Annotated in this window: 27 protein-coding genes; 9 read left to right on the top strand and 18 right to left on the bottom strand. The window is 44.8% G+C overall.

What is annotated here, in order from left to right:
* Window position 1 precedes the first annotated feature (1 nt).
* Window positions 2–529, bottom strand: coding sequence for a nucleoside tri-diphosphate phosphatase (ntdP, locus tag B0H94_RS10960; RefSeq protein WP_106589311.1), 528 nt, complete (start codon window positions 527–529; stop codon window positions 2–4).
* A gap of 13 nt (window positions 530–542) precedes the next feature.
* Entirely contained in the window at window positions 543–986 is a 444-nt protein-coding gene (locus B0H94_RS10955) for a DUF3939 domain-containing protein (protein ID WP_106589310.1), read from the bottom strand.
* A gap of 194 nt (window positions 987–1180) precedes the next feature.
* Between B0H94_RS10955 and B0H94_RS15230 the strand changes: the two genes are divergently transcribed.
* Window positions 1181–1357, top strand: coding sequence for a hypothetical protein (locus B0H94_RS15230; RefSeq protein WP_181315371.1), 177 nt, complete (start codon window positions 1181–1183; stop codon window positions 1355–1357).
* A gap of 58 nt (window positions 1358–1415) precedes the next feature.
* Here B0H94_RS15230 and B0H94_RS10950 read toward each other — a convergent pair whose 3' ends face one another.
* Both B0H94_RS10950 and fabL read right to left on the bottom strand, forming a co-directional pair.
* The gene (locus B0H94_RS10950) at window positions 1416–1607 is read right to left on the bottom strand and encodes a hypothetical protein (RefSeq protein WP_106589309.1); all 192 of its coding nucleotides are present in this window, start codon (window positions 1605–1607) and stop codon (window positions 1416–1418) included.
* Window positions 1608–1683: 76 nt separating this feature from the next.
* On the bottom strand, window positions 1684–2445 hold the full coding sequence (gene fabL / locus B0H94_RS10945; RefSeq protein ID WP_106589308.1) for an enoyl-[acyl-carrier-protein] reductase FabL: 762 nt from the start codon (window positions 2443–2445) through the stop codon (window positions 1684–1686).
* 153 nt (window positions 2446–2598) lie between these two features.
* On the opposite strand from fabL, the gene B0H94_RS10940 reads away from it, so the two are divergent.
* Both B0H94_RS10940 and B0H94_RS10935 read left to right on the top strand, forming a co-directional pair.
* Window positions 2599–2922: a hypothetical protein gene (locus B0H94_RS10940; RefSeq protein WP_106589307.1), complete on the top strand. Its 324-nt coding sequence runs from the start codon at window positions 2599–2601 to the stop codon at window positions 2920–2922.
* A 106-nt stretch (window positions 2923–3028) separates the two neighbouring features.
* Window positions 3029–3370, top strand: a complete 342-nt coding sequence (locus B0H94_RS10935) for a hypothetical protein (protein ID WP_106589306.1) — start codon at window positions 3029–3031, stop codon at window positions 3368–3370.
* 18 nt (window positions 3371–3388) lie between these two features.
* Here the strand turns inward: B0H94_RS10935 and B0H94_RS10930 are convergent, their stop codons facing one another.
* Both B0H94_RS10930 and mutY read right to left on the bottom strand, forming a co-directional pair.
* Window positions 3389–4147, bottom strand: a complete 759-nt coding sequence (locus B0H94_RS10930; RefSeq protein WP_106589305.1) for an SDR family NAD(P)-dependent oxidoreductase — start codon at window positions 4145–4147, stop codon at window positions 3389–3391.
* 2 nt (window positions 4148–4149) lie between these two features.
* The gene (gene mutY / locus B0H94_RS10925; protein ID WP_106589304.1) at window positions 4150–5247 is read right to left on the bottom strand and encodes an A/G-specific adenine glycosylase; all 1098 of its coding nucleotides are present in this window, start codon (window positions 5245–5247) and stop codon (window positions 4150–4152) included.
* A gap of 139 nt (window positions 5248–5386) precedes the next feature.
* Here mutY and B0H94_RS10920 point away from each other — a divergent pair, with 139 nt between their 5' ends.
* Window positions 5387–6382, top strand: coding sequence for a metal-dependent hydrolase (locus tag B0H94_RS10920; protein WP_106589303.1), 996 nt, complete (start codon window positions 5387–5389; stop codon window positions 6380–6382).
* A 102-nt stretch (window positions 6383–6484) separates the two neighbouring features.
* Here B0H94_RS10920 and B0H94_RS10915 read toward each other — a convergent pair whose 3' ends face one another.
* Complete coding sequence (locus B0H94_RS10915; RefSeq protein WP_106589302.1) at window positions 6485–6802, bottom strand: YfhH family protein; 318 nt, start codon at window positions 6800–6802, stop codon at window positions 6485–6487.
* Window positions 6803–7618 (bottom strand): RecX family transcriptional regulator, encoded by an 816-nt coding sequence (locus B0H94_RS10910; protein ID WP_106589301.1) that lies wholly within the window; start codon window positions 7616–7618, stop codon window positions 6803–6805. It lies immediately after the preceding gene.
* Between the two features lie 199 nt (window positions 7619–7817).
* On the opposite strand from B0H94_RS10910, the gene B0H94_RS10905 reads away from it, so the two are divergent.
* Window positions 7818–8720: a TIGR01777 family oxidoreductase gene (locus B0H94_RS10905; protein WP_106589300.1), complete on the top strand. Its 903-nt coding sequence runs from the start codon at window positions 7818–7820 to the stop codon at window positions 8718–8720.
* 662 nt (window positions 8721–9382) lie between these two features.
* Here the strand turns inward: B0H94_RS10905 and B0H94_RS10900 are convergent.
* Complete coding sequence (locus B0H94_RS10900; RefSeq protein ID WP_106589299.1) at window positions 9383–10783, bottom strand: Glu/Leu/Phe/Val family dehydrogenase; 1401 nt, start codon at window positions 10781–10783, stop codon at window positions 9383–9385.
* Between the two features lie 561 nt (window positions 10784–11344).
* On the opposite strand from B0H94_RS10900, the gene ectA reads away from it, so the two are divergent.
* From ectA to B0H94_RS10880, 4 genes are all read left to right on the top strand, one after another.
* Window positions 11345–11866, top strand: a complete 522-nt coding sequence (gene ectA / locus B0H94_RS10895) for a diaminobutyrate acetyltransferase (RefSeq protein WP_106589298.1) — start codon at window positions 11345–11347, stop codon at window positions 11864–11866.
* 66 nt (window positions 11867–11932) lie between these two features.
* Complete coding sequence (ectB, locus tag B0H94_RS10890; RefSeq protein ID WP_106589297.1) at window positions 11933–13216, top strand: diaminobutyrate--2-oxoglutarate transaminase; 1284 nt, start codon at window positions 11933–11935, stop codon at window positions 13214–13216.
* Window positions 13217–13238: 22 nt separating this feature from the next.
* Window positions 13239–13658 (top strand): ectoine synthase, encoded by a 420-nt coding sequence (locus B0H94_RS10885; RefSeq protein WP_106589296.1) that lies wholly within the window; start codon window positions 13239–13241, stop codon window positions 13656–13658.
* Between the two features lie 727 nt (window positions 13659–14385).
* The gene (locus tag B0H94_RS10880; RefSeq protein WP_106589324.1) at window positions 14386–14571 is read left to right on the top strand and encodes a PLDc N-terminal domain-containing protein; all 186 of its coding nucleotides are present in this window, start codon (window positions 14386–14388) and stop codon (window positions 14569–14571) included.
* Here B0H94_RS10880 and B0H94_RS10875 read toward each other — a convergent pair whose 3' ends face one another.
* The 9 genes from B0H94_RS10875 to B0H94_RS10835 form a co-directional block, all read right to left on the bottom strand.
* Window positions 14572–15135 carry a hypothetical protein gene (locus tag B0H94_RS10875; RefSeq protein WP_106589295.1) on the bottom strand — a complete coding sequence of 188 codons (564 nt, stop codon included), beginning with the start codon at window positions 15133–15135 and terminating at the stop codon, window positions 14572–14574. It lies immediately after the preceding gene.
* An 18-nt stretch (window positions 15136–15153) separates the two neighbouring features.
* Window positions 15154–15798 carry a hypothetical protein gene (locus tag B0H94_RS10870; protein ID WP_106589294.1) on the bottom strand — a complete coding sequence of 215 codons (645 nt, stop codon included), beginning with the start codon at window positions 15796–15798 and terminating at the stop codon, window positions 15154–15156.
* A gap of 76 nt (window positions 15799–15874) precedes the next feature.
* The gene (locus B0H94_RS10865) at window positions 15875–16309 is read right to left on the bottom strand and encodes a peptidylprolyl isomerase (RefSeq protein WP_106589293.1); all 435 of its coding nucleotides are present in this window, start codon (window positions 16307–16309) and stop codon (window positions 15875–15877) included.
* A gap of 205 nt (window positions 16310–16514) precedes the next feature.
* A complete protein-coding gene (gene tpx, locus B0H94_RS10860; RefSeq protein WP_106589292.1) occupies window positions 16515–17015 on the bottom strand; it encodes a thiol peroxidase in 501 nt (166 codons plus the stop codon).
* Window positions 17016–17090: 75 nt separating this feature from the next.
* Window positions 17091–17594 carry a GerW family sporulation protein gene (ytfJ, locus tag B0H94_RS10855; RefSeq protein WP_106589291.1) on the bottom strand — a complete coding sequence of 168 codons (504 nt, stop codon included), beginning with the start codon at window positions 17592–17594 and terminating at the stop codon, window positions 17091–17093.
* A complete protein-coding gene (locus B0H94_RS10850) occupies window positions 17587–18276 on the bottom strand; it encodes a DUF2953 domain-containing protein (RefSeq protein ID WP_181315369.1) in 690 nt (229 codons plus the stop codon). Before B0H94_RS10850 ends, ytfJ begins: the two co-directional genes overlap by 8 nt.
* A gap of 103 nt (window positions 18277–18379) precedes the next feature.
* Window positions 18380–18880, bottom strand: a complete 501-nt coding sequence (locus tag B0H94_RS10845; protein ID WP_106589289.1) for an RDD family protein — start codon at window positions 18878–18880, stop codon at window positions 18380–18382.
* Between the two features lie 13 nt (window positions 18881–18893).
* Window positions 18894–19892 carry a signal peptide peptidase SppA gene (gene sppA, locus B0H94_RS10840; protein WP_106589288.1) on the bottom strand — a complete coding sequence of 333 codons (999 nt, stop codon included), beginning with the start codon at window positions 19890–19892 and terminating at the stop codon, window positions 18894–18896.
* Window positions 19893–19925: 33 nt separating this feature from the next.
* The gene (locus B0H94_RS10835) at window positions 19926–21512 is read right to left on the bottom strand and encodes an amidohydrolase (RefSeq protein WP_106589287.1); all 1587 of its coding nucleotides are present in this window, start codon (window positions 21510–21512) and stop codon (window positions 19926–19928) included.
* Window positions 21513–21598: the final 86 nt, after the last annotated feature.

Genomic DNA, 21598 nt, shown 5'->3' with positions numbered 1-21598 from the left:
TTTATCTGTACGACAAAAACCGCTCGTACCACTGTTCAGGGAAGTCAGGATTAAATGGTCCTTTCCCCTGACAAATCCAGCTTTGCAGTTCTTGAAGTCCCTGCTGCACATTGAGATCAACTTCGCGCGGATAATTCATCTGCTCTTGATGTAGCCGGTATTCGTCTTCGTCCAAGATTTTATACGTGCGATCAGGAAACACTTTAATATCTAAATCATAATCAATATATTTTAGTGCCTCTTCATCCCATACAAACGGTGTGCCTAAATTGCAGTAATAATAAACACCGTCCGCACGAATCATCGCAATAACATTAAACCACTTCTGAGCATGAAAATAACAAATTGCCGGCTCCCTCGTCCGCCATTTCCGCCCGTCTGACTCACGAACGATAATCCGGTCATTGCCCCCGATGATTTCCTGCGAAGTCCCTTGTAACACTAAGGTTTCTTCCCATACTCTGTGCAGTTTTCCATTATGTTTGTAACTTTGCACTTGAATGTTAGAGCCGGTGGCAGGAAACGTCATAAGTTCCCCCTTTCTACCTGTTTTCCGGCGGTTGTAAAGACACAAGCATTTGATCATCTACATAAAACGAAATATCTGGTTCTTCCCGCAGAAAATCCCGGATTAAAAGATAAGATACTTTACCACTTGTGTCTGCTTCAGCTACCGGGATGCCCCCTGTACGCTGAAAATATTGATCTACCGCCCTTTGTACTTGGTCCATCTGCTTTGGAATTTCAGGGTCTGAAAAAATTTCGTAAGTTTCTTTCGACATATAATACGTCTCGCGCGGGACAGCTTTAAGTACAGGTTTTAATAGCTCATAATCAATCGAATGATCTTCATGCACAAATGTACGGAGGCTCACACCGATCGGAAGTGTATTTGCCAGCGTTTGAATCGCTTTTTGAACTTCTTCAACCGAAATACTCTGCTCTGGATACTCCGCCTGTTCTTCCTGCTTCTTTTTACGAAACATGACCGTCCCTCACACCCTTTCCTGCAATTTTCACCGCCTGGAAATTCCGTTGGTTTCTTTAATATCTCTTCTATTATACAACGGTTGTCCGCGGAATGAAAAACATCCATTTTATAAAAACAAAATTGATTGTTTAAAAGAAAGCTTTGAAAGGAAAACCAACTTATAACACAATGTGAAAGGAGTAATGCTTTATGGCACGTAAAGATGTTGATAAAGAGATTGAAGAACGTCATATTGATAAAAAAGAGGATAACTCCAAAGTTGCCGCAACGTTTATCAAATATGCCACATACATTATTATCTTCTTCGGATTCTTATGGTTCCTTATTAATTATGTATTCCCGATGTTTGGTGGCGGCGCAGCTTAAATGAAGTGAATCAATGACCATAAAAAAGGCCCCCGCTTGGGAGGCCTTTTTTTGTGCATTACTGCTGTTGGTTATTCTGTTGTTGCTTCTGTTGGTTTTGCTGCATGTTTTGGCGGGACTGCTGGTTTTGCTGCTTAGCGTGCTGAGCGTCCTGCTCTTGACCAAATTCAGCATTGTGCTGTTGGTTCTGTTGCTGCTGATTCTGCTGCTGTTGATTTTGTTGTTGCTGTTGGTTTTTTTGGTTTTTCATCCTTATCACCTCCACACCCGTTAACTTGTCCGGAGGTCATCGGATTTATCCAAAAAAATTTCAACGAAAATAAAAATTACGTTAAAAGTGAAATGCCGCCGTCAACGACAAGCGTTTGTCCGCGCACCATATCAGCAGAAGGGGAAAGCAGAAACATGGCTGCTTCAGCTAAATCATCTTCACGTACAATCCGACCCGCCGGCGTCCGTTCTGCTGTCGCCTGCAAAAGCTCATCACGGTTCGGAAAGTGTGTGAGTGCATCTGTGTCTACAGCACCTCCGGAAACGGCGTTCACCCGAATCCCTTTTGGTGCGAGCTCAACAGCCAAGTAGCGCGTTAACGCCTCAAGGGCAGCTTTTGAAACCCCTACAGCTGTGTAATTTTCTAAATAACGCTGGCTGCCAAGAGAGCTTAAGCTGACAATTTGACCACCTTCAGACTGTTCCATTAAACGGGCGGATTCCTGGGCACAAAACAAAAGAGCTTTGCTGTTAATGTCCATCGTCCAATCCCAATGACTTTCTTCAAGCTCCATTGCAGGACGTAAAACGCCTGAAGCAGCATTGTTTACGAAAATATCCAAACGGCCATAATGTTCCTCAACATGTTGAAACATTTCCTGAATTTTTTCGCGCTTCCCGACATTCGCTTTAACTAAGAGCGCTTCGACCCCGAGCGCTTTTACTTCTTCCGCTGTTTCTTGAGCAGCGGATTTGCTTCTTGCATAATTAATCACAAGATCATATCCACGTTCAGCTAGTTTTAACGCAATTGTTCTGCCAATACCACGGCTGCTTCCAGTGACAAGCGCCACCGGACGGTTTGTTGTATGTTCCATGTACCTGCCTCCGTTACCGAAAGTTCGTTCTATATTATAACTTATTGACTCTTGAAAGCACACCCTCAAAAGGTTTTACTCCTTTATTGAGTGTAAGGACGATAAAATAAGGGTATCACACTCTTACAAACATGTTGAAGGAGGTCGTGACCGATGGAAAGAGAAACATTTTATGTCACTGTTGACCAAGGTGCAGTAGAACTGGCCGATATCCAAACACCGGATAATAAAATTCAATTTGAAGTTGAATTAGGTCCGGATGAGAAAAAAGAAATGAAGGATTTAATTCAAGCGATTGCCGCCCAAGATGCTGAGGGTGACCATGTGGTGTCTTATCCTTTTAATGAACCAGCCGCTGATGCTGATAAACAGTTGGTTGAAGAACGGATTCGCAAGCTTTACCAACGCATTTATGATTACGGGACACCAAAAACAAAAGAACAGGTTGCTGAAATCGCAGAAGACATCAAGCTTTAAGCCAGGCACCCTCCGCTTAATAAAAGCAGAGGGTGCTTTGCTTTTCATAAACTTAAGCGCCACAGTACATACTACAGCCGAGAACTTTATGAAGGAGGTAAAGCTCATGAGTACCGAGGCGAAGTCTTACTTTGTTAATTTACACCCTACCAGCATGGATGAAATCTCAACAACGTATATTGACGATCCTGAGCTGATCCAATATGAGATTAAGGCCACACCAGATCAGCTCGAAAAAATAAAGCACCTTGTCAGCGAAACACACGCCCACGATATGGAGGCACAGAATTTATTTACCTTCAGGCATTTTGACGAACATATCGAGGAAAATGACCGTTATGAGTTTGAACGAGGCTTTGAACACGTGCTGCACGCCATTTACGACCTAGGTACCCCTGACACTAAAGCAAAAATTGAAGAAATGCACTGGTTTGATAAACCTCATTAACCGGGTTATTCAGCACATTCACATGTTCATCTTCGACTGTCCACCATCTACATTTAAACTTGCGCCGGAGACCCATGAAGCACGTTCTGAAGCAAGGAACATAACAACATCTGCAACTTCTTCCACCCGCCCGAAGCGTCCTGCCGGGATCTGCTGCTCTACAAACGCTTCAATTTTTTCCGGGTTTTCTTCCCAGCGCTTCTGCCAGTTCCCTGTCGGATGAAGGATTGAACCCGGGGCTACAGAATTAATTCTTACACCATCTTGGATAACTTCATCTGCCATCGCCTTTGTAAAGCTGATCAAAGCCGCTTTTGCATTGTTGTAAGACGGCTTTCCACCGGACTCACGGCCAAATATAGATGTAATATTTACGATAGACCCTGCGCCTTCTTCTTTCATAGCCGCAGCTGCTTTTTGACTAAGATCTACCGCCGAGTAATAGTTGACCTGCATCGCCTCTTCAAACGTAGAAATTGAAGTATCCATCACAGCACCACCTTGACTGCCGCCGGCGTTGTTAATCAGTACATCAATACCGTCAAATGCATCTAAAAATGATTGAAAGGCTTCTCTGCGCTGATTTGCATCAGTTACGTCAGCTGACATAAACCACTCGGCCTCAAGCGATTTTGCAGCAGAAGCAAGCTCCTCTTCGTTACGGGCGAGCAGCCCAATACGCGCTCCCTCTTCTTTAAATGCCTTAGCAATGCCGTAACCAATCCCTTTAGATCCACCTGTAATGAGTACACGTTTACCTTTTAAATTGAGCTCCATATTTATTCTCCTTTCAAGTGTCGTAATATTTTTTGTTGAGAAACAGGCAGTGCGTACAATGCTGCTTCATCCAGCGTCACCCATACTTCAGTTTCACTTGGTACAGGTGCTTCTCGTACAGTGGCCCGGTGAACATGCATTTTCCATATAAGATGGGTGAAAGTGTGTTCAACATACTGAATCTCTCCCACAATTTCAGCACTTACGTCATGATCTTTCAACAACATGCTGCTTGCATCATTCATAAGGTTTTCGCTCGATGATTCAACATGGGGAAACTCCCACATGCCAGCAAGCAGCCCTTGATCCGGTCGTTTGCGTAAAAGCACGCGCCCCGCATCATCTTGAACGACTGCCACCGACAACGTCTTTTTTGAAGGGGCTTTTTTCTTTGATTTCACAGGCAGGTCCTCTTCTTTACCTTCAGCCCGGGCGAGGCAATGGTTTTGCACAGGACAGAGTAGACAACCTGGAGATTTCGGTGTACAGATTAATGCACCAAGTTCCATAATTGCTTGATTAAAAATCGATGGTTTCGCACCTTCGAGAAATTGTGCCTGTACTTGTTCAAATAACTGTTTCGTTTTTTCTTTCCCGATATCTTCATCGATATTGCATATCCGCGAGAATACGCGCATCACATTACCATCCACTGCCGGCTCTTCTTGGTCAAATGCAATACTGATCACAGCACCTGACGTGTAAGGACCGACACCTTTAAGCTTTCGAAATACTTTGCGATCCTTAGGTACTTCAGCTTTGTAGTTAGCTACAACTTCCTGCACAGCTTCTTGCAGATTGCGGACCCGCGAATAATAACCAAGCCCCTCCCATGCTTTAAGCACTTCATCCTCAGGAGCTTCTGCTAACACTTCCATTGTCGGGAATTTTTTCATAAAGTTTTCATAATAAGGGATAACTGTATCAACTCTTGTCTGCTGAAGCATGATTTCTGACACCCAAACCCTGTAAGGATCTTTTGTCTGGCGCCACGGCAGATCACGATGATTTTCCATATACCAGCTTTGAAGATCGTTCTGAAAAGCCTGGCGGTCAACAGCTTGAAGTTTTTGCTGCAGCCATGTTTGCTCACTTGTCATATCATCTGTCTCCTCTTTTGAAAAAATCAACGAACGGGTATAACGTAAAAGAATGTTGTGGCTCCGCTGGACATGTAGCAGCTGTGCACTATATGATAAACAAGAAACGCCGATTTACATAACCGAAGGGAGGCTTCATATGGATACTGGCACTCATGCTGTTATGGGGGTCGGGCTGGGTGGTCTTGCAATGCTTGACCCAGCCATCAGTCAAAGTCCTGCGACACAGCAAGCTGTTATGGCTGGTGCGATCATCGGCTCGCAAGCACCGGATTTTGATACAGTACTTAAGCTGCGCAACAACGCTGTCTACATCAGGTATCATAGAGGACCAACACATTCCGTGCCCGCTGTCCTTTTATGGCCTCTGCTTGTTACGCTTATGATTTATTCGTTCATCCCTGAAGCCGACCTGCTCAATTTATGGCTTTGGACCTTTCTGGCCGTATTTCTTCACGTGTTTGTGGATATCTTTAATGCTTACGGTACCCAGGCAGTGTCCCCATTTTCTAAGCGCTGGGTCGCCTTCGGGGTCATCAACATTTTTGATCCGTTCATTTTCTTAGCCCACATTGCCGGTTTTATTTTCTGGCGTTACGGGGCAGACCCTGGTTTGACGTTTGCATCCATTTACAGCCTTATTATCGTTTATTACATTTGGCGCTGCATCGAGCGTAATAAAGTTGTGAAAAATGTACGCAGCCGCCACCCGAATGCCACCCATGTTTTCATATCGCCAACATTTCGTTGGCAGTTATGGCACTTGGTCATACGCACAAAGGAACAACTTTACGTAGCTGAATCAAGAAACCACCGTATCCAGTATTTTGAGACGTACCCTTTTGAACCGATTCCTGAAGATCCACTCATAAAAAAGGCACGTGAAGATGACAATTTAGCCGCATTCTTGTCGTTTTCACCTACTTACAGGTGGAAAACCAGAGAGACCGAGCAAGGTTACGAAGTTACATTTACAGATTTAAGATACCGTTCAAAAGGCTACTATCCTTTCGTCGCCGTGGTACGGATGGACGAGAACCTCCACATTTACGCTTCATACACCGGATGGATCTACAGCGAAGAAACGCTGGAGAAACGATTAAAACAATCTGAAGTGAAGCTGAAAACATCATAAATGTGTAGATGAGGCAGCGTGTTGAAGCACGCTGCCTCATCTTATAGATAAAATCATCACCACAAGTTTCCGGCTTCACATTTCGCCGTTCACCTTCTTAACTTAAGCTTCCGGCTGTTTTTTTAAAATCGCGATAGGTACTGCTTCAAGTTCGTGGTTCCCTTCCCGATAACCCCAGGCAAAAATGCCGTTTAGATAAGAAATTTGAAAAGTAGCTTCTTCCTCGTCAAGCAGATAAACTTCTCCTGGTTGAAACTCATTTGGATCAAGCATATAAGAAGCAGCCATCGTCATTTTCCGCTGCGCAACAGCAAATTCACTCACACGTCCTTGCCGTTCTGCCTTGATTGCTTCTTCACGAAGCCGCCCTACTTCTTCACGCAGTTCGTTCATTGTCATTTGGCTGAATCGTTTTTCCATTTAATTCGTTCCTCCCTCAATTGAATCCAGTTCCTTAATATAAGCGCGTACAGCCGATGCCTGATAACCACGGCGGCTTAAATATGCCTGCAGCTTTTGTTTCGCTTTTTCCGGCGGTTCTGTACGCAGGAACCTTTCATATTTACGCTCTGCTTCTTGCTGCAGCGCCTGCCATTCGACAGACTCATCCGGCGGCTCGTAATATAACCGGAGCACTTCTTGAATTAATGCTTGTGCGAAACCTTTGCGCTGGAGCGCTTCAACGATTTTTTGTTCAATCATCCGAGCCGATCCTGTATGTTTTTGCATCTGCTTGGTTACAATTTTGGCTGCAACTTCTAATTGATCCTCATGTGTAAACAACATAAGCGCTTGTTCTGCAACATTTGATGCAACGCCTTTGTATGCTAAGTCTTTATGGATCCGCTGCGGTCCGTGATCAGTTGTTCTCATTTTTGTTCTTACAAACGCTTCAGCATAAGCTTGATCATTAATATAGCCGTAATGTTTTAAAACATTTAGTGCCTCTGCAATGGCTGTGTACTCTTTATTTTCTAAATACGCTTTAACTTCAGCTTCTGTCCGAAGCTGCGAGGCAACATAACGAAAGGCAGCGTTCACAGCTTTTCGGTCTGTTTCATCTCGTTCAAGCTGCTGCCATTCTTCAGCACTCAAAGTCAGACCACGGCGAAGCTGCCATTTCACAAGTACAGCTTCATCAACACCTATACCAAAGCGCTCCCCGTCACCATCATCTATAAAAACGTTATACCGCTCCTCTTGTTCCTGCGGTGTAATTTTTGTAATCTTGTACACTCCGCACCCCTTTCATTTCGTACCGAAAAAGCGGATTAAATTTTAACTCCGACGGGTAAATGTGTTTTAAGCAGCACTGCGAGAACTTTGTTGTTAACCACCACACCCTACCCCCTTTAGCAGGTGATTGTGTAATGCCATAAGGTATTGCTTCAGGTTCTCGCAGCTGCTTCTATATGTTGATAAAGGAGAGAAACTTATGCATGTCGCCATTGCAGGCGGAACCGGCCTTGTTGGCTCACTTCTAACCGATCACCTTATTCATGCAGGAGCAGACATTTCTATATTAACAAGAAACGCTTTAAACAAACAGAATAGCGAACGAATTACTTATGTCGAGTGGCTCAACGATCGAACGCCTGAGCATGAACTGGGACATGTAGATGCTTTTGTTAATTTAGCAGGAGCGTCAATTAATGAGCGCTGGACTGAAGATCATAAACAAAAAATTCTCGATAGCCGTATTGAAGCAACTAGAGAAATTGTACGGCTGTGCGGAGCATTACCTGAAAAACCAGGTGTCCTCATTAATGCTTCAGCAGTCGGTTATTACGGTACGTCGACGACTGATGTATTTACAGAAGACAGCCGGCCGGTTGAGCGTAACTTTCTGCAGCATGTTTGTGAGCGCTGGGAGGAAGAAGCCGCTGAAGCTGAAAAAATTTATGGGGTTCGTACCGTCTTTGCCCGCCTAGGGCTTGTGCTTCATGACCAAGAGGGAGCGCTCCCAAATATCGTGCTGCCTTACAAATTGTTTGCAGGCGGACCTGTTGGTTCAGGTGAGCAGTGGTACTCCTGGGTTCACTGGGAAGATGTTGTAGAAATGATTCATTTCGCTATAGATCAACCGGATCTTTCAGGACCAATGAACGTCGTCGCTCCTCACCCGAAGCGGATGAAACAGTTCGGACGTACTTTAGCCTCTGTCCTCGGCCGTCCTCACTGGATCCCTGCTCCGAGCATCGCTTTAAAAACAGCACTCGGCGAAATGAGTGTCTTAGTTCTTGAAGGACAGAAAGTGCTCCCTGCTCGCGCAGAAGCACACGGCTACTCATTTGTTTTTCCTGAACTCCGCCCCGCACTTGAAGACTTGCTTCAATAAACTAAGAGGTGCCTCTTTCATGAGAGGCACCTCTCAGCGTGTAGACAAACTTTTTAGAAAAGCAGGGGCTGACGTCGCTTTTCGGCGGACGCTTGCACCCGGAGGGCACAAGGGCGACATCGGTTTGATCTACGCTAAAGCTTGATCGCACCGTGTCTTCTTAGCCCCCGTCACGGCCTCAACTTCCTCGGCAGAAAACCACTGCCTGCGGGATTTTCGGCTCGCGCTGTTCCTGGTGGCGTCGCCGCCGATGCTCGTCAGCCTTGCGTCATTTGATGGTCATGAATTGAAGAGATCTTTTTAATCAAGCGATATCTACACGAATCAGTTTCATCATGATGCTTCATGAACGATCAAGCGTACCGTACACAAAAGGCAAATGTAAAAGTGACCGAAACGAAAGACGGCGACTCCCAGAGGATGAAAAGCAGGCTGAAGATCCACTTGTTCGAATGGAAATCAATTCGAACAAGTTAGCTGAAGCCAAGCCCTCGGGAAAGCGTCCGCTTTCGTTTCGGTTACGTTCATGATTCAGCTTTATCCTCTTATTAGGTGGAACCGCGGAGCTCGAAGGAATAAGCTGTCTATGAATGTTAGGTTTTGTACTTTGTCGACAGTCCAAGAGGTGCCTCTTTCATGAGAGGCACCTCTTAGTTTTACAATTAATACAGCTTTCCGTGTTTATACATCAACCGTACCAGTCGCTCAATCGATAGTGTGTAGCATGCAAGGCGCATCGTTTCAAGATCTGTATGGAAATACTTGTCGAAGACCCGATCAAGCGTACGCTTCATTTGCTTAGAAAGTTCATCTAATACTTGCTCGCGGCTGAAGATTTCCGATTGCCGGTTTTGTTTCCATTCTAAATACGAAACGTGTACCCCGCCGGCATTTGCTAAAATGTCCGGTACGACAATCTTCCCGTTTTTTTCAAGGTGTTGGTCAGCTTCAAGCGTTACCGGAGCATTCGCCCCTTCTACGAGAATATCTGCTTGAACGTCATCTACATTATCTGCAGTTATTTGATCTTCTAAAGCGGCTAAAATTAACACGTCTGCTTCGACAGTTAAAACAGCTTTATCATCAAGCACTTCCCCAGAAACGCCAGCTTCTTTCAACTCTTCATCGTTACGCGGCAGATGACCGGTTTGATGTTTATAATTATTTAGCTTATCCACATCCAAACCATCTTCACAATAGTTCGTTGCATGCTTGTCAGATACAGCAACAACGTGATGGCGTGTGTCTTTACAATGCACTGCCTCGAGTGCTGCGATATGTCCTACATTACCAAAGCCTTGAACAGCAACTTGAATTGGTTCATCGTTTGCTTGTTTATCATACAAATGATTTAAAACGCGGCACTGCTCACTTCGACTCCCGCTTTTTTCCTGTCTCTTATCTTGAGGAAACCACTCGTTCACTAAGTACCAGTAACTTAGAAACGTACCGACACCCGTCGATTCACGTCTCCCATACGCTCCACCGTTTTCAATACTCTTTCCTGTAAATGATCCAAGATACGGCTGTCCTGAATGAATGGACTTAAAAGCACCAACCATCCAATCCATTACATGTGCGTCTGTTCCCATATCCGGCGCCGGGATATCATGGGTTGGTCCAATATCCGGGGTAAAACGTTCAACATACCGAGTGCTGATAAGGTGCAGTTCTTTTTCTGTATAGTCATCAGGATCAATATATACACCACCTTTAGCACCACCAAACGGAAGTTCATGCAAGGCATTTTTTATGGTCATTAAAATCGCCATGTTCTCAACTTCTTCTTCGTGAACACTTTTGTTAAAGCGAATGCCACCTTTATAAAAACCACTTACATTATTGTGTTGTACACGGAAGGCTGGAATTCTCTCAATTCCTCCATCTTCCAATGAAACGCGAATATAACTTTTTATAATTTTATCTGTCGTCTGCAAAATCTCACCAGCTGAACGCAGCACTTCCTGCCGGTCCACTTGTTTAGCTTCATCTAAAAAATCTTCTGTTTCAACGAGCTCATCAATGACAGTCTGAATCATTTGCTGTGTACTTTCTTTATCCATCGCATTCAGCCTCCTTAACAAATCAATTACAACTTTAAGTTCCCTGAAAAGGAAAAGCTTAACCACAAAAAAGCACTGCATTAAAGATTGTCTAATAGCACCGGCGGATTCTTCCCCCTAAACTCGTTAAAACCGTATTTCCACTGGTGTTCGCTGAAAAGATATAGTCGTTCACAGTTCACCTTTTTAAATAAATTACTACAAAATTAAAATTTCTTCTGAAAATTTTATATTTCACGAACATCGCTGCGAAAACCTTGAAACACCCGTCACATCTAGGTTTTCATGGTTTTTTGCCCATAAAAAAAACAACGGTACTATTTTCAAATCCGTTGCAAACGCTACTATATGCAAGTATGAAGGAAAGGAAGTTACAACCAATAAGTGCAATCCTCATTCAAACCAATTAACCGCTATTAATCAAGAACAAACGCGTTTGATATTTGTCAGTGAGACTCTTATTATTAAAACATGACGAAACGCAGAACGCGCTGAAACTGGGCTTTTCAGCCTTTAATATCAGCCGCTGCTGCAAAATACTCTTATGAAGGTGGTAAAAACATGAATGCAAATACGGCGACGTTGACGCCGGAACAAGTGAAGACACTGACGTTCGAGAAACCGGCAGTAGAAGACGGCCGCAAAATGTGGAAGCTCGTTAACGACTGCGGTCTCGACCTTAACTCTTCCTATAAGTACATTATGATGTGCGAATTCTTTGCTGAGACTTGCGTTGTTGCGAAAGAAGATGACAACGTTGTCGGGTTTGTTACTGCGTTTATTCCACCTGAGAAACAAGACACCGTGTTTGTATGGCAGATCGGCGTTGATGAGTCCCAAAAAGGACGCGGCTTAGCTTCAAAAATTTTATTTGAGCTGCTTGATCGTGAAGCTTGCGCTGATGTTCGGTATTTAGAAGCGACGGTTACACCTTCAAATACTGCATCACAAAATTTATTTAAAGGCATGGCTAAAAAACTCGGTACAAAATGCAAGATTTCTGAGTGCTTTGCCGAAGAGTTGTTCCCAGGCGAAGGTCATGAAGAGGAATTGACTTTCCGTATCGGCCCTATCAAAAAATAAGTCTGTCATAAAACGAAACATTAAAAAATAATGATCATTATCTTATAAAAAGGAGCTTTTTAACGCATGAACTTTAATGACTTATCTATTTTTGAAAACTTGGAATCTGAAGTCCGCAGTTACTGCCGCGGCTTTCCAGCTGTATTTCACAAAGCGAAAGATCATAAACTTTGGGATCTTGATGGCAACGAATATGTTGACTTCTTCTCGGGTGCCGGTGCGTTAAACTACGGTCATAACAACGAGAAGATGAAGCAGGCGCTCATTCAATATTTAACTGAAGATGGCATTACACATTCACTTGATATGGCTTCTAAAGCTAAAGCGGAGTTTCTCCAATCGTTTAATGACATCATCTTAAAGCCCCGCAATCTAGATTATAAAACGATGTTTCCTGGTCCAACCGGTACAAATACCGTTGAAAGTGCGCTGAAACTTGCCCGTAAAGTTACTGGACGGACAAATGTCATCAGCTTTACAAACGGTTTTCACGGCATGACGATTGGCGCACTATCTGTTACAGGTAACGCATTTAAACGTCAGGGTGCCGGAATCCCGCTGAACCACTCTGTTACAATGCCTTACGATGCTTACAACGGCGATACGAAGGCACAATTAGACTATGTAAAACAGTTTATTGATGACAATGGCAGCGGCGTTGATATGCCGGCAGCATTTATTCTTGAAACTGTTCAAGGCGAAGGCGGCTTAAATGCAGCTAGCAATGAGTGGCTGCAAGGCATTGAAAAAATCTGCCGCGAACGCGGAATTCTCTTAATCATTGACGACGTTCAGGCAGGTGTTGGTCGTACAGGAACGTTCTTCAGCTTCGAGCCAGCCGGAATTAATCCTGATATCGTATGCCTGTCTAAATCCATTGGCGGTTACGGGCTTCCGCTCGCACTAACCCTAATTAAACCTGAATACGACATTTGGGCGCCGGGCGAACACAATGGAACCTTCCGCGGTAACAACCCTGCTTTCGTGGCAGCGACAGCTGCACTTGAGTACTGGAAAGATGACACTCTAGAAAAAAGTGTACAAGAAAAATCGAAAAAAATCACGAACTTTTTGCAGGATATGACGAAAAAATATCCTGAGCTGCGTGGCAGCCTGAAAGGGCGCGGATTTATGCAAGGAATCGCCTGCGATGTTGAGGGTCTTGCTGAAGATGTTGCTGAAAAAGCATTTGAAAAAGGCTTGATTATGGAAACTGCCGGCGCTGAGGATGAAGTATTTAAACTCTTCCCGCCGATTACTATCGATGATGCTGGACTAGAAGATGGCTTGAACCGCCTAGAAGCAGCGATCGAAGCCACAGTGAAACAAAAAGATTTAGTTACTTCTTAAACCAACGTTGGAGGCTGAAATCATGAAAGTCGTAAAACTTGAAGATATTATTAACACAGAACAGGAAGTCGATGGAGGCAATTGGGTAAGCCGCCGCCTTCTCTTAAAAAAAGACGGCATGGGTTACTCTGTTCATGACACGATCATTCGTGCAGGTACAGAAACGCACATCTGGTATCAAAACCATTTAGAAGCTGTATACTGCATTGATGGCGAAGGTGAAGTAGAAACATTGTCGGACAATAAAGTCCACCCGATTTCTGCAAATACCATTTACGCTTTAGATGAGCACGATGAGCATATGCTTCGTGCAAAAACAGACATGCGCATGGTTTGTGTTTTCAATCCACCGATCAGCGGACGAGAAATTCATGACGAAAACGGTGTATACCCAGCAGACGTTGATGAAGATACACCAAGCGCCTCTAAAAAAGCACAATAAAGCGAGAAAAAGGAGCTGCGAACGCAGCTCCTTTTTCATTTTGTTGATAAAGTACAAAACTTAAATTTTACGCAGAGCTTACTGTTCCGAGCTCTGGGGGCTGCCCTATTAAGAGGGTAAAAAACGAATGATGAACGTGACCTTCACGCCAGACGGACGCTTTCCCGAGGGCTTGGCTTCAGCTAACTTGTTCGATTTGATTGCCAATCGAACAAGTGGATCTTCAGCCTGCGCTTGATCCTCTGGGAGTCGCCGTCTTTCGTTTCGGTCACTTTGAAATTTAAGTGCTATCAATCATTTCCAAGGTACATTGTTCGTTCAATCGCTCATGAAGCGTCATAATGAAGTTGATTCATATACATATTGCTTAATCAAAAGCACCTCTGCAATTCATGACCCTCTTGAAAGGCTGACAAGCCCCCAGGAGCAGCGCGAGCCGAAAATCCCGCAGCCAGTGACTTTCTACCGAGGAAGTTGAGGCGGTGACGGGGGCTAAAAAGACACGGCGACTTCAAGCGTCAGCGTAGATCAAACCGATATCGCACTTGTACCATTGATGAAAGCGAGTATATTTCCCATGCCTATCATTAAAAGTATACCTTATGGGACAGCTCCTTTTTCATTCTATTGAAACTTGTTGTATAATCAATTCGTATTAGAAGATGAAAAGAAAGGGCGGTTTTACATGTTGATTGAGCCACTCCTCGGTCTGTTTGGCTTCGGCGGGATGCTCTTAATCCTGTTTTTCTTTATCTTAATACCATTCATATTAAATTTACTTACAAGTATATGGGCTTACCGTGATGCGATCCGGAGGGGCAACAGCAAAGAGTACGCCATCGGCATGCTGCTTTTAACCTTATTTTTCCCGATTATCGGGCTCATCATTTACTTACTGATCCGCAATGACTAGTTACGGCATCATCATTGCAGGATCATCCATAAGGCCTTCCATTCCCATACCTTGACCTTGTTGGTCTGTCCCCATCATACCAGCACCACCGGGCTGCTGCATCTCAAGCATCATCTGCATCATTTGCGGATCCATACCTTCCCCGCTAAGCTCCGCCCCGCCTGGATCTTGTTGTGAAACATCATTACCGCCAGACATTCCCTGACCAGGTTGCGGGGATTGTTCAGGAGCCTGATTCATGACGCCTTGGTGAGACGGAGCTTCTTCTTGTTCTACACCAGGGATATGATCAGGAAGTTGAAAGTCTTCAAACCCTGAACTTTCACCTCGTTCCTCCCAAACATTAAAGTGATCCTGCCTCTCACCCTCGAAGAAAGAAGACCGGGAACGTTCCTCGCCCTGTAAAGAAGATTCTTCATCAACAAATGAATTTGTGTCTTCTTGGTCCGTAAAATCAGATTGAAAGTCGCGCCCTTCGTCAGGTTCATTCATTTCAAATGCACCCACTGTACTCGGCAAAACGATGAGTACAGCCGCTGCAATTACACCTGCGCTTTTTTTCATCTTACTTTTCCCCCCTGATTAGTCTTCTTCAAGAAAAGCGGGATCTTCTTCATAAGCATCTACAACTTCCGGCACATCTTCTGAATCAACCTGTGCCCAGTTTTGCGTTTGAATATTTTCCTGATGCATTTCAAGATACATCATTTCTTGATAAAAAGACGCTTCCTGATCAGGTTCAACAAAAAACTCCCAAGTTAATTGAATGTCCTCTGCCTCATCAATTTCAGCCAAGCGCTGCATCAGCCGTGCACTAGTGATATGTGTTCCTGCTCTAAGTAAATCAGTCGTTACGTTATCATCCGCTTCTAGCGTTAATGCAATATTTACACCCTGATCCGCATCTTCAAGGTTAAGGTCCATCACTTCAATATTATCGCCGGTTGGACTGTTACGTTCCTCTTCAAGGTGAAACGCCACTTCTTCCTCGATGGTATCCACACTTGATGGCGGTGTCATTTCACCGGTAACTTCCATCTCATAAGGATCTGCCGTGAAAAACAAACCGACAACAGCAAAAATGAATACAGTACCAGCAGCAATCAGCAATTTCAAAGGTTTCGCGTTAAGCTCGTGCCGACGCGGCCAAGTCACAAGTGTTAAAAATGCAGAAAATAATGTTAAAACACCAAACACCATGACAAGCGATAGTAAAAAAGCTGCCATTAAAATTTCAATCCTTCCTGCTTATGCATCGTACAGAAAAGCTGCCTGGTGCCATACCGAAGGCAGCTTTATCTCACTATTCTTCCCAAACAACGACCTGCTTCATCTGATCGCCTGCTTGAATGTTTAAAACATCTTCCATATTTGTCGTGACTTGACCAAACACCGTGTGTACCCCATCAAGGTGCGGTTGACGCTCATGAACAATAAAGAACTGGCTTGAACCTGTGTCTTTACCAGCATGCGCCATAGATAGTGAGCCAGGTTGGTGCTGGTGCGGATTTCCTTCAGTTTCACACGGGATTGTTTCTCCACTTCCGCTTCTACCTGTACCGTCTGGACAGCCACCTTGAGCTACAAAACCTGGGATGACGCGGTGAAAGGTTAAGCCATCATAAAAACCTTTTTGGGCAAGCTGCTCAAAGTTTTGAACCGTAATAGGTGCCGCTTCCGGATAAAAATCGATATGAATTTCACGGTCATCTGCTAAAACAATTTTTCCTTTTTTCAATGTACTACCTCCTGTATAGCTTTCAAGCTTCATCATTTTTTACTTTTGCATGTTTGGCTGCAACTGTCTCACAACTTTAAAACATGACTCACAACGTATATTATACCGCTTCTGTCACGTTCTTGCATCCATTCTTATATGGTTCATTGAATCGTGACATATGTAAATCCCGGCCGTACTTAAAGAGGCCGGCCGGGTAAATTCTTTATTCTGCTGCTTTAACAGCTTCAATCGCCGCTTCGTAGTTTGGATGCTCTGTCGCTTCAGAAACATATTCTGCATACGCAACTTCACCTTGCGTATTAACAACAAAGACGGAACGAGCGAGCAAGCGCAACTCTTCCATTAAAACGCCGTACGCTTGTCCGAACTCACCATTTTTGTGGTCGGAAAGGGTTTGAACATTCTCAATACCTTCAGCTGCACACCAACGCCGCTGTGCAAACGGAAGATCCATACTGATCGTTAGCACCTCTGTATGATCGAGACTCGCTGCCTCTTCATTAAAACGACGGGTTTGTGCATCACATACCCCTGTGTCAATGGATGGCACCACACTGATAAGCACTTTTTTACCGTTAAAATCACTTAATGAAACTTCTGATAAGTCAGTAGCGAGCACTGTAAAATCCGGTGCAGTTTCGCCAGGCTTAACCTCACCGCCTGCAAGTGTCATCGGCTGACCTTTAAATGTTACATTTGCCATAATTGATTCCTCCTTCACCAAGTTTACTCTTTAATGATGAAGGTTTTCTCAATAAATTGCAAAACTTGTGGCTGTTTATGGGTATGGCGGTGGGTTCGGCGGCGTCTGAGCCGACTGATTTCCCATTTGCTGTGACTGTTGCGGCTGTTGTGGCTGTTGTGGCTGTTGCGGCTGTTGCCATGCTTGCGGTTGTTGTGAAGCGCCCTTATTGGAGAACAGCTCTTGGATTTTGTCTACAACCTGTGGCGCAAACTCCACAATTTTTTCATAAAGGTGCGTATCATTGTCTAAATGAACAGTTTTTACGCCCTCCCCGTTGACAACAATAAACGCAAGCGGGGTAATCGAAACTCCACCTCCACTTCCCCCACCAAATGGGTGTTTTTCTCCTTCTCTCGTGCGGGCAGCAGAAAATTCGCTTCCACCAGCTGCGAATCCAAAATTCACTTTTGAAACCGGGATAATCACTGATCCATCCGGTGTCTCTACTGCGTCGCCGATAATGGTGTTAACATCCACCATTTCTTTCACATTCTCCATCGCAGTTTGCATTAATCCCTGGATTGGATGTTCACTCATCGTTATCCTCCTTTTTGTCACGTTTGACACGCTTTGATTGTTTGTATGCCCGTAAAAACTCCAAGGCGTGCCGCAGCACATACAAAACGACAGGTATAGCATGCCCAATGCGATAACTTAGCATGCATGAAACATCTGTCTTCGATACAAACTGCTGATACTTTGGATGTACACTTAACTCCGGTGTCGTCTGCCACGTCGTTAAGGAAGACAATAAACCAGCGGCGTACGCTTTTACCGCCCAAAGCCCCCCGGTGAATTGTGCTGTTAACGCCGCATCTTTTACGCCTACAGCAGACTCCCATGAAAAGTGATAAACCCGGATTCGCTTTAAGCAGCGTAAAATCATGCGGTGAAGCTTTTGTACGTGTTCCACATAAGCTTTCAACATTTCTGCCTGCATCATTGCTTCAGGTAAAGTTTCATCTTTTATCTCCTCGCTCTGCATATTGCCGGTCCCTTGCTTTTCTTCACGGAAAACTACCCCCCGCCGATCCGGGTCAGTTTGTATCACCGGTACATCAATGCTGTAACGCGGCCAGCCATGAAACAACCAAAATTTAATTTGCAATCGGTCGTTACCTTTATCATGTTTATACCGAATAGATATATGAACCTTCACCGCACATATACAGATGATCAATAAAAGAAAAATCGCTCCTGTAATGGTCCAGCCTCCCATAATCGCCCGCTCCTTGTCTTGCATTGCTGGATTCAGTCTAACCAGAAAAATTTACATACATACAAAAAGCCCCCGATCATACAGATCAGGGGCTCTTTCCACATTAGCGCGGACGTTCTAATAATACACATGTATCGGCAAAAATATCGTGCACACCTTGTTTCTGCGGTGTGAACGCCACCGCTATATATAGCAGGTTTGTAATAAAGAGAAAGCGGTGGATAAACCTCCCGATCACTTCACGGAAAAGGACGCTGCTCCACGTCAGCGGAGTTTTATCGACCCTTGCTACCCTTAAGCCAAACACCATTTTACCTAACGTCTGCCCGCGGAGCTTTGTCATCAGCACAAAATAAACATATAACACTAGAGATGTCAGTACTGCTTGCAGCCCGAAAATACCAAACAAGCTCACTGAAGCATCTGTAAAAATAAAGAACGGTGAAATTAACAAACCATTCACACCGGCCACAACGACTAAATCAAGCAAGTATGCCCAAAATCGCATCCAAAAACCTGCGTAAGTCTCCGTACGTGGAAGCGGTTTTGCGGGTGCTTCCGATGCTTCAGCCGCACGCGATGTTTCTTCATATGTTACATCCATTTAAATCCCTCCTTTACTCGCCGTTATACATATACATTAAGCGCGGCAAATCGTTATCAGCTGTTAATTCGCGGAGTAGAGATAAACGGATATCATCGCCGGCAAGCTGACGCGCCCCTAACTCAAATAAAGATTGAAACCCTATGCCCTGCTCATAACGCACGGCTTCTGCCTGCGGCATTTCTAAGTCCTCGCGCATCTGCTCAAGAGCATCACCACGTGTGCCAAGCTCATCGACCAAACCTTCATCATATGCTTGATTTCCAGTGAAAATTCGGCCGTCAGCAAGGTTACGAACTTCCTCTTCTGATAAATCGCGCCCTTCATCTACCACTTGAACAAAATCTTCATACATGTCATCAACCATTGATTGCAAAATGGCTTCCTGCTCTTCAGTTAACTGCTCGGTTGGGTTCATGATATCCTTGTTCTCACCAGAAGTAATGGTTTCAATTTCAAAGCCAAGATCCTCGGCAAGATCGGCAATATTAATTGATTCCATAATTACACCAATCGAACCTGTAATGGTCGCCGGATGAGCTGTAATTGTATCTGCAGCAGCTGCAATATAATAACCACCGGAAGCCGCCTGACCGCCCATCGACACATGAACCGGGGTTTCGTACTCTTCACGTGCTTCTACAATTTTCTCATGAATTTCTGCACTTTCTACGACACCGCCACCTGGCGTATTTACATCAAGCATAATCCCATCGACACTTTCATCAGCCATTGCGCGGTCCATCGCTCTTAAAAACTGCTCATGGTTGTAACCACCTGCATCAAGCAGTCCCGGCGTTCCCATATCCATAATGACGCCATCCACATCAAGAACAGCAATTTTACCCGGGCCGCCCATTTCATCTACACGGGATTCTTGAAAGCCGTCATCATCGTCATCATCGCCAAAATCCATAAAAGTGGCTGCGGTTGTTGCCACCATTTGAAATCCTATCCCAACAACTAATACAAGGGCAGCAATACCTAAAGCCCACCAACGTTTCGCGTTCATATACATCCTCCTTTTTCATCACTGCATTTCTTTTTACGTACGATTATACACAATCGTTTCATCAACAATTGTCATTTTCACATCTGTTTCTAGCCATATATCCGGCTCCGTCGTCAATAAATCTTCAGACAACACCGTGAAATCAGCGTCATACCCCGGCGCAATGACACCGCGGCGGTGCGCCATTCCTTCTGCCTCTGCTGTACGGATCGTAAACATTTGTAAAGCTTCAAATGCTGTAATTTTTTCTTCCGATACATAACCTTCATGCACTTCTCCCGGCTTACAGCGCGTCACCGCTGCATGCATCCCAAGCCGTGGATCCACAGGTTCAATCGGTGCATCAGAACCGCCGGCACAAGCTATACCGCTGTTTAATAGCGTTCGCCAAGCAAGCACATGCTTTACCCGCTCACTGCCGAGGCGTTCATAAGCCCACGGAAAATCAGATGCTAAAAAGCGCGGCTGCGCATCAATGACGACAGGAAGCTCCATCAGGCGCCTCACTAAATCCGGGCGTACGACTTCTGCATGAATGATCCGATCTTTCAACCCTTTTGGTGCTGGATAAGCTTCCAGCGCATCGAGCACCTGCTCCAGAGCCGAATCTCCAATCGCATGAACAGCAACCGCTTTACCAGCTCCCCGGGCCCGCTCAACAACCTTCTGTAAACCTTCGTCCGTATGAATCTGCACCCCTGTCGTCGCAGGATTATCACTGTAAGGCTCGGAAAGCCAAGCTGTCCGGCCGCCAAGTGCACCATCAGCAAAAATCTTCACAGCGCCGAAAGTCATAAGCGCTGTTTGCTCGACAGATGCAGAAAGAAAATCATCAAGCACATGTTCGTGAACCAAAAGGTGGGTGCGCAGCTTACGGCCCGGCTGGCGAAGAACTTCATGAAACAAACCTGTGGTCGATGTGTAGCCGTTATAATAACTTAAATCCTCAGTGTGCCCTCCTGTTAAACCATAGGCGTGCATATGATCTACAGCCGTTTCAAGCGCTTGCCTTAAAAAGGCTTCACTTTTTTCCGGGATGACTGCACGGACAAGATCTTGTGCGGTTTCATGCAAATAGCCGGTCGGCTCACCATGCGCATCACGTTCAATTCTTCCACCTTCAGGATCTTTTGTGTCTTTTGTGATTCCTGCAAGTTTCAAAGCGAGTGAGTTTGCAAGTACAGCATGCCGGCAAATCCGAGTTAAAACCATCGGCTGGCTCGGGGCCAGATCATCCAACTCATGAAGCGTTGGAATATAAGGATGCTCAAACTCATTTTCATTCCAGCCCTCACCAAGCAGCCAAGCTCCCGGGGTGAGCTGCTCCCGCCGCTCGCTCACTGCTTTTTTTAAGCTTTCATATGAACGGACCTCAGACAGATCAAGACGGAGCATGGTTTCTCCTACACCAATCATATGTAAATGACTATCAACAAATCCCGGATACATCACTCCGCCATCGAGATTGACCTCTTCTGTTATTTGACTTCGCCATGCGCTTCGCAGTGCTGCTGTTTCTCCTACAGACTGAATTTTACCCCCGTCTGTGATCACTGCTTCGGCTTCAGCCTCTGCAGAATTTAGCGGGCGGAGCTTTCCTCCGTACCATAATGTCGCCATAAACATGCGCTCCTTTAATTTCTGCTTTCTTTGTTTATCATCCCAAATTCAAACAGCCGGCGCAAGCAAAGGAAATTTGAACAAAA

The sequence above is a fragment of the Salsuginibacillus halophilus genome, assembly GCF_003014715.1.
GTDB lineage: Bacteria > Bacillota > Bacilli > Bacillales > Marinococcaceae > Salsuginibacillus > Salsuginibacillus halophilus.
The sequence above is the reverse complement of the archived record's forward strand: the minus strand, read 5'-3'. Positions and strand labels throughout refer to the sequence as shown.

Excerpts from the sequence above, each read along its gene's own strand:
- ntdP (WP_106589311.1), bottom strand. The coding sequence starts at position 529 with ATGACGTTTCCTGCCACCGGCTCTAACATTCAAGTGCAAAGTTACAAA.
- B0H94_RS10955 (WP_106589310.1), bottom strand. The coding sequence starts at position 986 with ATGTTTCGTAAAAAGAAGCAGGAAGAACAGGCGGAGTATCCAGAGCAG.
- B0H94_RS15230 (WP_181315371.1), top strand. The coding sequence starts at position 1,181 with ATGGCACGTAAAGATGTTGATAAAGAGATTGAAGAACGTCATATTGAT.
- B0H94_RS10950 (WP_106589309.1), bottom strand. The coding sequence starts at position 1,607 with ATGAAAAACCAAAAAAACCAACAGCAACAACAAAATCAACAGCAGCAG.
- fabL (WP_106589308.1), bottom strand. The coding sequence starts at position 2,445 with ATGGAACATACAACAAACCGTCCGGTGGCGCTTGTCACTGGAAGCAGC.
- B0H94_RS10940 (WP_106589307.1), top strand. The coding sequence starts at position 2,599 with ATGGAAAGAGAAACATTTTATGTCACTGTTGACCAAGGTGCAGTAGAA.
- B0H94_RS10935 (WP_106589306.1), top strand. The coding sequence starts at position 3,029 with ATGAGTACCGAGGCGAAGTCTTACTTTGTTAATTTACACCCTACCAGC.
- B0H94_RS10930 (WP_106589305.1), bottom strand. The coding sequence starts at position 4,147 with ATGGAGCTCAATTTAAAAGGTAAACGTGTACTCATTACAGGTGGATCT.
- mutY (WP_106589304.1), bottom strand. The coding sequence starts at position 5,247 with ATGACAAGTGAGCAAACATGGCTGCAGCAAAAACTTCAAGCTGTTGAC.
- B0H94_RS10920 (WP_106589303.1), top strand. The coding sequence starts at position 5,387 with ATGGATACTGGCACTCATGCTGTTATGGGGGTCGGGCTGGGTGGTCTT.
- B0H94_RS10915 (WP_106589302.1), bottom strand. The coding sequence starts at position 6,802 with ATGGAAAAACGATTCAGCCAAATGACAATGAACGAACTGCGTGAAGAA.
- B0H94_RS10905 (WP_106589300.1), top strand. The coding sequence starts at position 7,818 with ATGCATGTCGCCATTGCAGGCGGAACCGGCCTTGTTGGCTCACTTCTA.
- B0H94_RS10900 (WP_106589299.1), bottom strand. The coding sequence starts at position 10,783 with ATGGATAAAGAAAGTACACAGCAAATGATTCAGACTGTCATTGATGAG.
- ectA (WP_106589298.1), top strand. The coding sequence starts at position 11,345 with ATGAATGCAAATACGGCGACGTTGACGCCGGAACAAGTGAAGACACTG.
- ectB (WP_106589297.1), top strand. The coding sequence starts at position 11,933 with ATGAACTTTAATGACTTATCTATTTTTGAAAACTTGGAATCTGAAGTC.
- B0H94_RS10885 (WP_106589296.1), top strand. The coding sequence starts at position 13,239 with ATGAAAGTCGTAAAACTTGAAGATATTATTAACACAGAACAGGAAGTC.
- B0H94_RS10880 (WP_106589324.1), top strand. The coding sequence starts at position 14,386 with ATGCTCTTAATCCTGTTTTTCTTTATCTTAATACCATTCATATTAAAT.
- B0H94_RS10875 (WP_106589295.1), bottom strand. The coding sequence starts at position 15,135 with ATGAAAAAAAGCGCAGGTGTAATTGCAGCGGCTGTACTCATCGTTTTG.
- B0H94_RS10870 (WP_106589294.1), bottom strand. The coding sequence starts at position 15,798 with ATGGCAGCTTTTTTACTATCGCTTGTCATGGTGTTTGGTGTTTTAACA.
- tpx (WP_106589292.1), bottom strand. The coding sequence starts at position 17,015 with ATGGCAAATGTAACATTTAAAGGTCAGCCGATGACACTTGCAGGCGGT.
- ytfJ (WP_106589291.1), bottom strand. The coding sequence starts at position 17,594 with ATGAGTGAACATCCAATCCAGGGATTAATGCAAACTGCGATGGAGAAT.
- B0H94_RS10850 (WP_181315369.1), bottom strand. The coding sequence starts at position 18,276 with ATGGGAGGCTGGACCATTACAGGAGCGATTTTTCTTTTATTGATCATC.
- B0H94_RS10845 (WP_106589289.1), bottom strand. The coding sequence starts at position 18,880 with ATGGATGTAACATATGAAGAAACATCGCGTGCGGCTGAAGCATCGGAA.
- sppA (WP_106589288.1), bottom strand. The coding sequence starts at position 19,892 with ATGAACGCGAAACGTTGGTGGGCTTTAGGTATTGCTGCCCTTGTATTA.
- B0H94_RS10835 (WP_106589287.1), bottom strand. The coding sequence starts at position 21,512 with ATGGCGACATTATGGTACGGAGGAAAGCTCCGCCCGCTAAATTCTGCA.